At 54.3% G+C, this 12,586-nt stretch carries 11 protein-coding genes; 6 read left to right on the top strand and 5 right to left on the bottom strand.

Going from position 1 to position 12,586, the window contains the following annotated elements:
• Nucleotides 1–25 precede the first annotated feature (25 nt).
• Entirely contained in the window at nt 26–562 is a 537-nt protein-coding gene (locus APA10_RS07745) for a PACE efflux transporter (protein ID WP_003628855.1), read from the top strand.
• Nucleotides 563–640: 78 nt separating this feature from the next.
• Here APA10_RS07745 and APA10_RS07740 read toward each other — a convergent pair whose 3' ends face one another.
• A complete protein-coding gene (locus APA10_RS07740) occupies nt 641–2,092 on the bottom strand; it encodes a hypothetical protein (RefSeq protein ID WP_035365655.1) in 1,452 nt (483 codons plus the stop codon).
• Between the two features lie 337 nt (nt 2,093–2,429).
• Here APA10_RS07740 and APA10_RS07735 point away from each other — a divergent pair, with 337 nt between their 5' ends.
• From APA10_RS07735 to APA10_RS07720, 4 genes are all read left to right on the top strand, one after another.
• Entirely contained in the window at nt 2,430–2,663 is a 234-nt protein-coding gene (locus tag APA10_RS07735) for a (2Fe-2S)-binding protein (RefSeq protein WP_035365651.1), read from the top strand.
• A gap of 65 nt (nt 2,664–2,728) precedes the next feature.
• On the top strand, nt 2,729–3,715 hold the full coding sequence (locus tag APA10_RS07730) for an NAD(P)H-dependent glycerol-3-phosphate dehydrogenase (protein ID WP_003628848.1): 987 nt from the start codon (nt 2,729–2,731) through the stop codon (nt 3,713–3,715).
• A gap of 140 nt (nt 3,716–3,855) precedes the next feature.
• Nucleotides 3,856–4,404, top strand: coding sequence for a Dps family protein (locus APA10_RS07725; protein WP_035365647.1), 549 nt, complete (start codon nt 3,856–3,858; stop codon nt 4,402–4,404).
• 413 nt (nt 4,405–4,817) lie between these two features.
• Nucleotides 4,818–6,701: a Hint domain-containing protein gene (locus APA10_RS07720; protein ID WP_035367461.1), complete on the top strand. Its 1,884-nt coding sequence runs from the start codon at nt 4,818–4,820 to the stop codon at nt 6,699–6,701.
• Between the two features lie 121 nt (nt 6,702–6,822).
• Here APA10_RS07720 and APA10_RS07715 read toward each other — a convergent pair whose 3' ends face one another.
• The 4 genes from APA10_RS07715 to msrB form a co-directional block, all read right to left on the bottom strand.
• On the bottom strand, nt 6,823–8,439 hold the full coding sequence (locus tag APA10_RS07715) for a bifunctional aspartate transaminase/aspartate 4-decarboxylase (protein WP_003627107.1): 1,617 nt from the start codon (nt 8,437–8,439) through the stop codon (nt 6,823–6,825).
• 114 nt (nt 8,440–8,553) lie between these two features.
• Complete coding sequence (locus APA10_RS07710) at nt 8,554–9,762, bottom strand: AI-2E family transporter (RefSeq protein ID WP_050923449.1); 1,209 nt, start codon at nt 9,760–9,762, stop codon at nt 8,554–8,556.
• A 195-nt stretch (nt 9,763–9,957) separates the two neighbouring features.
• The gene (locus APA10_RS07705; protein WP_003628841.1) at nt 9,958–10,398 is read right to left on the bottom strand and encodes a DUF4112 domain-containing protein; all 441 of its coding nucleotides are present in this window, start codon (nt 10,396–10,398) and stop codon (nt 9,958–9,960) included.
• Nucleotides 10,399–10,430: 32 nt separating this feature from the next.
• On the bottom strand, nt 10,431–10,898 hold the full coding sequence (msrB, locus tag APA10_RS07700; protein WP_003627097.1) for a peptide-methionine (R)-S-oxide reductase MsrB: 468 nt from the start codon (nt 10,896–10,898) through the stop codon (nt 10,431–10,433).
• A gap of 168 nt (nt 10,899–11,066) precedes the next feature.
• Here msrB and APA10_RS07695 point away from each other — a divergent pair, with 168 nt between their 5' ends.
• A complete protein-coding gene (locus APA10_RS07695) occupies nt 11,067–12,488 on the top strand; it encodes a cryptochrome/photolyase family protein (protein ID WP_003628840.1) in 1,422 nt (473 codons plus the stop codon).
• The last annotated feature ends 98 nt before the right edge of the window (nt 12,489–12,586 follow it).

The raw sequence follows: 12,586 nt of genomic DNA, 5'->3' as shown, positions 1-12,586 counted from the left end.
CCGGGGTGACGATAGATTGCGCCGCATGTCAACGCAAACATTCACTTCCCTTCAGGCCGCTTCGGCCTCCTCTGCCATGGCAGATCATCACACCGCACAAACAGCCCCGGCTGTGGGCACGCGCGGCACGGCAGACCGTGTGCGCCACGTATTGCTGTTTGAGCTTATCGCGCTGGCCATTGTTATCCCCACCGGCAGCACACTGTTTGGGCTGCACGAATCCTCCATGGGGGTTATTGGCATTGGCAGCGCCATAACCGCCACAATATGGAACTACCTTTATAACGTGGTGTTCGACCGCGTAATGGCGCGGCTTTATGCCACCACGCACAAAACAGTGCGCATACGCATTGTGCACACACTGCTGTTTGAAGCCGGATTGCAGGTTGTGCTGCTGCCCGCCATTGCATGGTACCTGCAGGAAAGCGTGCTGACAGCGTTTTCGCTCAGCATGTCCATTGCCGTGTTCTATCTGGTGTATGCGTTTGTATTTAACATGGCGTATGACCGGATCTTCCCCGTTCCGGCAGATCACCCGGCAACGGGCAAGGCCAACGGGTAAGCCGAACCGGCCAAAAAATACCCCCTACCCTGCATGGCAGAGATAGGGGGTAAGACTCATGCACAATAACGCATGCCTTTACGGCTGCTGCGCGGCCAGCCGATCTTTTCTGACATATACAAACTTATCATCCGGCATCTGCGTATAGTCTTTTTCCAGCACCTGTAAAAAACAGGGCATAAACTTTTCTGCCGGATACGCACCCCAGACAACCCAGTGATCATAATAGATAACCGGGGGTTCATCCTTTGACAGATCCACGCAAATATCGCGCGTATATCCATGCCACGGATGGGCCGCATAATCGGCCTCCCACGGCAGGTAGGCGTGATATTTCTTCATGGAAAGGCGGTTGGCGTAAATATAAACATCGGGATTATACGGCAAAACAAGAATACGCTCATCCGGGGCCGCATATTTACGAATAAGTGTTGCAAAGCCCACGGTGGGGTTTTCCCTAAAGCGGTGCCAGCCTACCGCATGCCTTTGCGCCGCCGTTTGCCCAAATGGGGATGAAACCGCATGGCGCGCGCCAACAACCGTTAATGCCACACAGGCAACGGCCACAAAAACCATCACTTTGGGTTTGGATGCCAACACGCGCACAAGCAGCAAAGCCCCAAGGCCCAAGGCCGCCATAAGGAATGAGCCGTTCTGGAACCCGACACTGCCACGCGCCTGCAGGCTAAGTATGCCAAGCAGGATAAACAGCGCCGCCACCCTATGCCGCCCGTATAACAGCAGCAACGCGCCACCCACAGCCAACATGCACACAGCTATTGTTTGAACAATACGATCTGGAGCCAAAGAAAAACGCAGGCTTTGCCAGAACTGGTTCACGTCCATTGGAATATAATGCGCGTACCACTGCTGATTGGCGATAAAATGGAACGCAACCATGCCGCCAATATCACCATATACCAGCAGCCAGAGCAGCATGATGGCAACAGCAGCCACACCCCCTAACATCATACCCACAACGGGGGCCTGATATTGCCGGGGGGCGGAAAGAAACACGCACAAGACAGCCAGAGCCAGCGCGGCGGAAAACAGGCCGAACGGATAAGCCGCAAAAGGCAGCAGCCCCAAGGCAGCCCCGCCCATAAAAGCCTGCATGCGCGAAACAGGAGCAGCACATGCAAGCGGCACTGCCAGCATGGCCAGCGCAATAACAGCCAGCGCCCCGCCTATTGTCCAGTAATCATCCAGATTAAGGCCCTGCACCACCCATACGCTGCCCACTGCCCCCAACCACAAGGCAGAAGCCAGATAACGCTGCCATTTCAACTGCAACAGCGGAGAGAAAAAGACCGCAGCCCCAGCCGCTGCCGCACATGCGGTGGAAACCAGGCGCATCAACCAGACCTGAGACCACCCCACAAAATGGCCCGCCACCCATGAAAGCGTAAAAACCAGCGGGCCGTGGGCATCTATATAGTCCTGGTAAAGTCTATCCCCACGGTGCAGCGCAATGGCACCTAAAAAATGGCCAGATTCATCACCAAAGGGCAGATACCCAAGGCCTTCCATGTTTCTGTAAATAAAAAAGAACGTGCACAGCAGGAAGAGAACATACGATGTTCTTGTTATATTTTTATCCACGCATCCTCGCTTTTTAAATAAAGGCTTTTTTAAGATGCGCTCCTTATATTTTTAATATGAATGAAATTTATTATTTTTTTGTGCATATGCATAAATTTGATACGAACATTGCAAAAATCACACACCAAATAGGCGCACCCCATCCCCATATGCACAGGCAGAACACAAGCAAATGAGAACCTCTTGCAAAAAAATAATTGCGATTCATTCTTATTTGTGATCAGGTCTTACACAGAATCGATCACCCACCACAAAGGTGCTGCGTATGGTTGTCTGCTCTTGCAATCGTCTCACTCACAAAGACGTTGAAGCTGCCGTGGCGGATGGGGCCACCCGCCCGCGTGAAATTTATGCCGCACGCAACTGCAAGGCCCAGTGTGGGAACTGCGTAAAAGGCGTTGTCTGCCTGCTGCGTGAAGCCCGCCTGAAACACATGAAAAAGGCCGAAGTTCCGGCCCACATGGTGCCGGCTAATGCTGGTGTGGCGCTGTCTGCCTAAGGCGCACAGGCTACGGCCTTATATCGTGCTTGCGCCCTGGTTAGGGTTCTGGCACCGCTTAAAGAATGAAACACCGTATTCTGGTTATGGGCGCTGGCGCATGGGGTACTGCGCTGGCCCTGCACGCCGCCCGCACCGGGGCGCAGGTTTATTTGTGGGCGCGTAACCCTGCCCGCCTGCCCTCTGGCGCCATGCCGCGCCTGCCAGATTTTCCGCTACCAGATTCCATAACCGTTTCCTCTGCGCCGCCACCGGCAGATGTGGCCTGCGCGCTTATGGTTATTCCCACCCAACACATGGCCTCTGTTCTGCCGCTGGTGCCTGCGGGCGTGCCTGCTGTGCTGTGCTGCAAAGGCATAGAACGCAGCACGCTGGCTTTTCCGCTGGATGTGCTGCACCGGCTGCGGCCAGATGTGCCGGGGGCTGTGCTTTCTGGCCCCAACTTTGCGCGCGAGGTTGCGGCAGACCTTCCGGCAGCATCGGTTGTGGCCTCCGCCAATATGGAGCTGGCGCGCAAACTGGTGGATCTGCTCTCCACCCCGCGCCTGCGCCTTTATGCCAGCGCAGATATTACCGGCGTGCAGCTTGGGGGCGCGGCCAAAAACGTAATTGCCGTGGCGGCGGGCATTACCATTGGCGCCGGGTTGGGAGAAAACGCCCGCGCGGCCCTTATTACCCGTGGGTTGGCAGAAATAACCCGCCTTGGCGTGGCCTTGGGTGCACAACCCGCCACACTGGCTGGCCTTGCCGGGTTGGGAGACCTGCTGCTGACCTGCACGGGTGAGGCATCGCGCAATTATCAGATGGGTTTGGCCCTTGGCCGCGGTAACGCCACCCAAACCGCACTGGCCACCCTGCCCGGCGTGGCAGAAGGTGTAACCACAGCAGATGCCCTTCTGGCGCTGGCCCACCAGCGCAAGGTGGATGTGCCCATTACCGCCTGCATTGCCGCTTTTCTGGAAGGCAGGATCACGCTGCCACAAGCGCAGGAGCAGCTTTTAACCCGCCCCCTGCGCACGGAACTTGATACCCCTGAACACGTTGCACCCTGACATTCACATGGATGTGAGAATTGTGATCTTTCCATGTCAGGCCTTGCACCATGCCTTTATCGTACCACGTGTAAAGGCAGCACTTGGCAGCAACCAGTGTGGTGTTGCCAAAAAGTGAAAACAGGAGGTTCGTTCAGACCATGAGCACAACCACAGCAAAAGCAGCCGCAGCTAAAGAAGCCCATATCAAGGAATATCTTGGCACGCCAACAGACCTGAAGGCCGATAAGGTAAAGGCCGTAGCAGGTGGCTTGTCTGAAGTTCTGGCCGATGTATTTGCCCTGTATATTAAAACCAAGAACTTTCACTGGCATATGAGCGGCCGCCATTTTCGGGATTACCACCTGCTTTTGGATGAACAGAGCCAGCAGATTTTTGCCATGACAGACCCCATGGCCGAGCGCGCCCGCAAGATTGGTGGCACCACCCTGCACTCGGTTGGGGAAATTGCCCGCAAAACCAAAATTTCTGATAACGATGCCCTGTACGTGACCCCAGAGGACATGCTGGCAGAACTGCGGGAAGATAACCTTACCCTTACCAAGCGCCTGCGCGCCGTGCATGCCATTGCATCCGATGCCGGAGATGTGGCCACAACCAGCCTGATTGAAAACTGGATTGATGAAACCGAACGCCGCACGTGGTTCCTGTTTGAAAGCACGCGCCCGGTTTTTGGCCATAACGAGTAAATACTCAGGGTAGTATCTAAAAGTTTTAAAAAAGAACTTTTCAGAAAAGCGGTCCATCATCTGGGCCGCTTTTTATATTTTGCAATATACAGACAACACCATATGTATAAGACCAATAAAACAAGTGTATATATATTTTATAACGCGTTGTGATATATGGGTTTTTATAAAAATCATGCCTGATTCACATTTATCACATATCTAATATTCGGATAGATTTTAAGTATCTTTCATAAATTTATTTAAGATTAACAAACACCTTAAGTAAAAAGAGGAAAATTCCTAACTTTTGTGAATTTTTATATAACTTTTGTTGTTTAGAAAATATTAATGTATTGGTGCAAAAATAATTAGGAACTTCTTATCCAAATTGGCTGGTTTTAAGCCACCAGCATATTAGAAGGCTTAAAAACATGGCAGATGACGTAACAACCATTTCCTCCGACACAAGCTGGCTCAATTATAATGGCGGCGGCACTCAAGATTTTGACACTCCGCCAGATAACGCCACATCTGGTTTAGGCACAGGCCCAACTCTGAATGTTACCAATGGGGCTTTGCTGAAAATTGGAGCTTATCTCAATCTGAATGCCGCAACCATTAACATTACGGGTGATTCAACTGTTTCTGTTGGAACTGATCTTACCAACGCAGGAGGCGGCACCGTAAACATTGATGGCGGTACGCTCACCATCAGCAATGAATTCAATGGCAACCAGTCTGTTTATAATATTACCAACGGTACATTATCCGTTGGCCATGATTTCAACGGCAATCAGGCTGTTTACAATATTTACAAAGGTGGCGTGCTAGATGCCGGCACCAATTATTCCAACATCAATGCCGGGCGCTATAATATTGAAGGCGGCACGGTTATATTCTCCGGCATTGCCAATATTGATGGTGGCAACAAGATTGATTTCCACAACATCCCCGGTGGGCAACTTGTTATTGGCAGCACATCTTTAAGCGATCTTTCAGGGGATTCCCTGAATGTCGAAAACTTTGTGTATGGAGACCAGATCAAGATTGCCTCCAGCACATCTTATAATGATGATACGTTGTCCACTGCCGTGAGTGGAGATGATCTGCTTATCCAGTCCACCGTTGATGGTAAAACCACCACGGTTGTGACCATTAAAGGCTATGCAACATCTTCCGCCGCCAATGTAGAGCCCGCCCCTACCGTAACCTACAGCGATGGCTACATTCTGTTTGGTGAACAAAGCGATACTGGCGCATGTTTTCTGGCAGGCAGCATGGTGCGCACCCCGCAGGGTTCTGTTGCTGTAGAAAACATTCAGGCAGGTACAGATATTTTTGTATATGACTGGAAAAGCAACACAGAAACCACACAGCAGGTTACGTGGGCCGGGCAAGCTTTTACGGTTGTAAATTCCAGCCTGCCGGATGATGAAGCCGGATACCCCGTACGCATTCTAAAAGATGCTTTGGCAGACGGCACGCCTTACAAGGATATGCTGGTAACGGCAGAACATTGCCTGTTCTTTAACGGGCGGTTTGTGCCTGCGCGTATGCTGGTAAACGGTGCTTCCATCTTTTACGATAAGTCCATCACCTCTTATCCATATTACCATGTGGAAACAGCAGAACATGCCGTTATCTCTGTTGATGGTGTGCTGACAGAAAGCTATCTGGATACAGGCAACCACCGCAGCTTCCGCCAGAACAGCAAGGTTGTGCAGTTGCACAGCAAAACACGCACATGGGAAGAAGATGCCACTGCCCCATTGGGTGTGGATGTTGATTTTGTAAAACCGCTTTTTGATAACTTCAAAAACCGTGCAAGCCATGTAGCTGGCAGCCAGACACCCGCCGCACCCGGCACACTAACCACAGACCCCAACCTGCACTTGGTTACGCAAACAGGTGCGATTATTCGGCCTGTGCGCTGCGCCAACCAGCATTACAGCTTTATGCTGCCACCGGGCACACGGTCTGTTCAGATTGTTTCACGCGCAAGCCGCCCGGCAGATGTCATTGGGCCTTTTGTGGATGATCGCCGCCAGTTGGGTGTTGCTGTAGCCGATATTCAGCTTGTAACTGCCCGCAAGCGTGCAACCCCTATTACGGCGCATCTTCAGCCTAACAAACCGGCTGGTTGGCATAATACGGGTTGGGCCGAATGTGCATGGACAAACGGCAACGCCACCCTGCCGCTAGATGCACAAACAGAGCATAACGACATTGCCATGCTTTCCATCACCCTTCAGGCAACGGGTTCCTATCCGCTTGCGGCAGAAGTGCAGGAAAACGTGCAGAGACATTCTGCCTGATAGGTTCTTAAACCTTTCAGATACAAAAAGAGGCCCTGTTTATAAAAGCAGGGCCTCTTTTATTTTGTCATCTTTCTAGAGCTGCACAGTAAAAATAGCTTTTTTCCTGCGGCCCTAAAAGTTACTCGCCTTTGCTGTTCAGCCCTTTTTCCTGCCGATAGCGGTCATAATACTCACCGGCCATGCGGCGTAGGGCGGCCCCTATGGCTGCGTATTGATACTCGTTCAGATTGGCTAGCGAGGCACGGGCCGAGGGGCGTTTCACGGCAAAACCATCACCCGGCAGCAGCACAACGCCTGTTTCCTCTGCAATACGGAACAGGATTGTCTGGTAATCCATGCGCGTCATCAACCAGCGGGCAAAGCGCGTGCCGTAAAGCTGGGTCACCACATTTACCAGATCAATCAGCGTGTAATAATGCGTGCTGCCAGCATCATCCGGGGCTTTTACGCCCAAGTCTCGATACAGGGCCAGTTCGCGCCGGTGCAGCAGGCGTTTGAGAGCATTTTTATACGCATCGCGCCCGTCTATCAGCGCAAACAGGGCAAACAGCACCATTTGCACCTGCTGCGGGGTGGAAAGCCCAGCCGTGTGGTTGAGGGCCACGGTGCGGCTATCTGCCACCAGCCTATCCAAAAACTTCAGGCCGCGCACATCTGGCGTAAGCGAGGCATAGCGTTTGTCCAGCTCCACCTTTTCGGCTTCTGGCAATGCGGCCAAGGCCTCGTCCAGCACGTTTTGCTCGTGCATGGCAATAACGCCCAAACGCCAGCCCGTAGAACCAAAATACTTGGAGAAGGAATACACCAGAATAGTGTTGTGTGGGCAGATGGCGTAAATGGAGCGGAAATCATCTGCAAACGTGCCGTACACATCATCTGTTACAATAATGAGGTCTGGCCGTTTTTTAACAATCTCGGCAATGCGGGCCAGCCCTTCATCACTTATGCGCACGGATGGCGGATTGCTGGGGTTGACCACCAGAAAGATCTTAACGGAGGGATCAAGCAGCTTGTCCAGCTCTTCATCCGGGTATTGCCACCCCTGTTCCGGGCTGGCGTTAATGGCCACTTCCTGCAACTGGTAATCACGCAGTTCGGGAATTTCCACATACGGGGTAAACACCGGCATACCAATGGCCGCTTTATCACCCGGCTTGATCAGCCCGTTTTCACGCAATGATGCAAAAATGTAGCTAATGGCCGCCGTGCCACCTTCCAGCGCAAACAGGTTTGTTGTGCTTTCTGGCATGGTACCGCCTGCCATTTCGTGCAGCAGATAATGGCGTACCACTTTTTCCGTATAACGCAGCATGCGCGGCGGTGTGGGGTAATCACACCCCAAGATACCGGATGTAATTTCCAGCAAAAACTCATCTGCCGGCAGGCCAAGCTGGTCTCGCACATAGGATACGGCACGGCGCAAAAAGGAAATGCCCGGCACGTTCTGGTTATCTGCCAAAAAGGCCTCAAACCGTGCCTCTATGCCCTCACGCCGGGGCACGCCGCCCACGCCTTCAGCCATGTAGGAAAAGGTAAGTGCAGAATCTGCCGCAGCAAACATGCCAAGCTGAAAAAACCCTTGCCGGGGTAGCGTTGCCAGAAAATTGGGGTTGCCACGCCCGGCATCCAGCATGGCGCGCTGGGCACGGCCAGAGGCCAGTTTTATGAGTTCATCTTTCAATTCAAACGGGCTGAGATGACGAAATTTTTGATACGCATCCGGCGTGGTAGACATGCGGGGTTTCCTTCCTGCGGAACTTCTTGCCACCATCAGCTTGCATGTCCTGTTCTGTTATGACCAGTGGGAAAGTGTAAAAAACAGCGGTTTTGCCCCGCGCATGGGGTAAAGTTACACTTCTTCATTCGGCGGAAGTGGTGCGGAAAGGCGGCTGGCCACAGCCAGAAGCACTGCCGTAATGGGGGAGGCAAAAATAAAGCCCCACATGCCCAAAAACGCACCAAAAATTGTTTGCGAAAGAATGGTAAGCGCAGGCGGCATCCGCACCGCGCGTTTTTGAATGAAGGGAGACATTACATACCCTTCAAACGTCTGGATGGCGGCATACAGCCCCGCCACCATCATGGCCTCACGCGGGCCGACGGAAAGTGCAATCAGCAGCGCGGGCACGGCCCCGATAAACGTGCCCAGATACGGCACAAAATTGGCCAGCCCCGCCACCAGCCCCAAAGGCAGCGCCAGCGGCATACCCAGCAGGGAAAGGCCGCTCCATGTCAAACACCCCACAACCGTCATATCCAGCATCTGCCCTGCCACCCAGGCGGTAAGGGCGTGGCCGGTTGTGAGCAGCACGGTGCGCATGGTGCTGCGGTAAGCCACAGGCGTTATGCGCAAAATGCCATTGGCATACAGGTGGGGGGAAAGCGCAAAATACACCCCGGCAATAATAATCACCACCATGGTCCCTACCGAACCAAAGGTGGAGGTGAGCACGTTGGTCATGGAGCCTGCAAAATCCATGCCGTTATCTGTGCCCGCATGGCCATCGGGCACCATGTTGCCACCCAGAAAACGCGGAAAGTGGTCTAGCACGGCATGGCCCAGCGGATTGCTGTCCAGCATGTTGTGCAGGGCATCGCGCTCGCTGGTTAAGGCCTCATGCAGGTGCGAAAGCTGCACCATCAGTTCCGGGCCGGACACATGCACCACAAGGGAAAGCGCGCCCACAAGCACCAGCACAAACAGCATGACGGAAAGCCACTGCGGAATATGCAGCAAGCGCGAGAGAACACGCGCCGCGGCATGCAGCACCACCGCCACAAGGGCAGAGGCAAACACCACCATCACCACCGCACCGCCGGAGCTTACAAACAGCCCTGCCGCCGTAACCGTAACCACCATAACTGCCAGCCGGTAAAAACGGCGCACCGTGTTTTCCAGCTTGTGAACAGATGCCTCCAGCCCCGCAAGCTGCGGTGCCTCTGGCACATGGGGCGCAGAAGCGGCTGGCGTTATGGTGGATGGGGTTGGGGCGCTGCTATCTGGCGGTTGCACGGCGTGTTTTCTCCTGCCTGCGGGGCGGAAGAACGGAGGGCGCATTGCACCTTCTGCCTACCACCGGCATTTGTGCCGTTGTGCTGCAAAATGGCGCCGCCCACACCCTTTTTTCTTGCAACGCAGGCTAAACGTGGCGGCCCACCCTGCCTGTTTTACCTGTTAACGTGCCAGATACATAAAAGGGCCACCCACTGGGCAGCCCTTATTATAAACAATCATATTTTTATAAAATGATGCTTATTTCTTCTTACGTGTCGCGGCAGAGGGCGGCACGCCCAGCCAGTTTTCCATAACGGCCACGTTGCGCATGTTGGCCTTAAAGGCAATGTCCAGCAAATCACCCGCCACGGGCACCACATCCACTGCGGCTTCTATGGCAATATTGCCCACCATGCGCAGCAGAAGTTTGAGTGGGAGGCCCATGCGCCAGGCCTCCCACACCACATAAAAGGAAAGCAGGCCCATAACCGTGCTGCCACCGCCGGGCACCAGCCCCACAATGGCATCTGCCCCTACGCGCACGCGGGTGCCGGGCAGCCTGATGGCGGCATCCAGCAGCCACGCAAAACGCCGCACCCTTTTAAGGCGGCGCAATGCATCCGCAGAGGGCTGCCCGTTAGTAGACTGCCCACTATGAAAAGAGGAAAACCCGGTATGAGCCAGAGCGTGTGTTGTCATGCCCCTTTACGTAAGCAGGGAGCATAACGCTTTCAAGATGCCCAGCCGCTTGTATGGTCCATAGCAGTGGCGCCACCAGCAGATGTTGCCCGCTGCGGATCTGGCCTGAAATCCAGCGCCAGACCGTTCATGCAATAGCGCTGGCCTGTTGGGGGCGGACCATCGGGAAAGACATGGCCCAGATGCCCTTCACACTGTGCGCAATGGGCTTCTGTGCGCACCATGCCGTGGCTGGTATCCTTATGCGTAGCAACGGCATTGGGTTCTGCCGCCCAGAAGGAAGGCCAGCCGCTGCCGCTTTCATACTTGGTGGCAGAACGGAACAGCAAAGACCCACAGGCCGCGCAATGATACGCACCCTCGCGCTTTTCATGGTTCAGCGGGCTGGAGCCGGGATACTCCGTTCCGTGGCCAAACAGAATCTGCTCCTGCTCTGGCGTAAGCGGGCCACGCGGGCCGCACCCACCGGCACCGCAGCTGCCTGATAAAGAATCTGACATGGCTAATCGCCTTTCCTGCCGTGTTTACAGTTATACATTATGGCACCAACAACGCGCATGGCTATAGCTTGGTACCTTCACACTCTAGCGACCATCAGAACCCGCACCGTTACAAAAATAGAGCCCACCCCATTGCATGTGCCCCTCTATACCGGCACCACATGACATATGGTTGATGCACACTCCCCCGCCCCTGTTCTGGTTCTGCTGCGAGATGATTACCGCGTGGCCGATAACCCCGCCCTGCACGCAGCCTGTGCCACCGGGCAACCCGTATTGTGCGCATATGTGCAGGATGCCGCTTTACAGGATGCCTTTGGCACCCGCATTGCAGATTGGGCACAGGCGGCCTGTGCCCAACTGGCCGCCAGTTTGCACGAACAGGGGCAAACCCTGTTTATGCTCTCCGGGCCAACGCGGCTTTCTGTTCCCACATTGGCGCAGGCCGTACATGCCACAGATGTGTTCTGGAACCGCCGGTACGATGCTCCCGGCATTGCCGCAGATACGGATGTGCATGCCAGCCTGAAAAAACAGGGCGTGACCGTACATTCCTGCACGGGCCGCCTGTTGTTTGAACCCTGGGCCATACGCACACAGGCCGGCCAGCCTTACCGTGTGTTTACAGCATGGTGGCGCGCAGCGCGGAATTTGCCAGAACCGCCGCCCCCACTGCCTGCTCCAGATATGCGCGGCAAAAACTATGCGCCCGCCCGCACCCTTACGCTGCCCGATGGTATGCGCCTGCACCGTGTTGGCACAAAGCCCCCTGCTCTGCCTCCCGGCTGGACAAGTGGAGAAAAAGCCGCCCACGCCAACCTGCACCGGTTTATAGAAAATGCACTGGCAGATTACGAAACACAGCGCGATAGAGCAGATGCCCCGCATGGTACATCTCTGCTTTCACCTTATATTCGGGTGGGGCAGATTTCTGTACGGCAGATCTGGCACGCCATACGCCATGCTGAACACCAAAACCCACACCTAGCCACCGCTGCCGAAAAGTTTTTGGCAGAACTGGGCTGGCGTGATTTTGCGTGGATGCAGATGTTCACCACGCCCGACCTTGCCACCCGCAACCTGCGTGCGGAATTTGACCACATGCCGTGGCGCGCAGATGCCGCAGACCTGGCTGCGTGGCAGCAAGGGCAAACGGGGTTTCCGCTGGTGGATGCCGGAATGCGCCAACTGGCCCGCACGGGCTGGATGCACAACCGCGTGCGCATGGTTGTGGCCTCCTTTTTAACCAAACATCTGCTAACAGACTGGCGAGAAGGCGAACGCTGGTTTTACGCCCAGCTTTTGGATGCAGATGCCGCCGTAAACGCCATGAACTGGCAATGGGGCGCTGGCACGGGCATTGATGCCGCACCGTGGTTTCGTATTTTCAACCCGGTGGGGCAATCTGAAAAATATGATCCAGCAGGCCAGTATATTCGCACATGGGTGCCGGAACTGGCGGCGCTGGATAACAAAACCATTCACACACCGTGGAAAAGCACGCAGCACTTAAAGTATCCGGCCCCGATTGTGGACCTTAAACTGGGCCGCCTGCGTGCCTTGGAGAGCTGGAAAAACCTGCCCAAATAACAAACAGGCCCTACCCCCATAAGAGATAGAGCCTGTTCTTAAGAGTAACTTTTAAAATCAGGCAGAAAGAACCTGTACCTGTTTTTCTGATTCATCCA

Source organism: Acetobacter pasteurianus subsp. pasteurianus LMG 1262 = NBRC 106471, from assembly GCF_000285275.1.
In the GTDB taxonomy this organism is placed as follows: domain Bacteria; phylum Pseudomonadota; class Alphaproteobacteria; order Acetobacterales; family Acetobacteraceae; genus Acetobacter; species Acetobacter pasteurianus.
The sequence above is the reverse complement of the archived record's forward strand: the minus strand, read 5'-3'. Positions and strand labels throughout refer to the sequence as shown.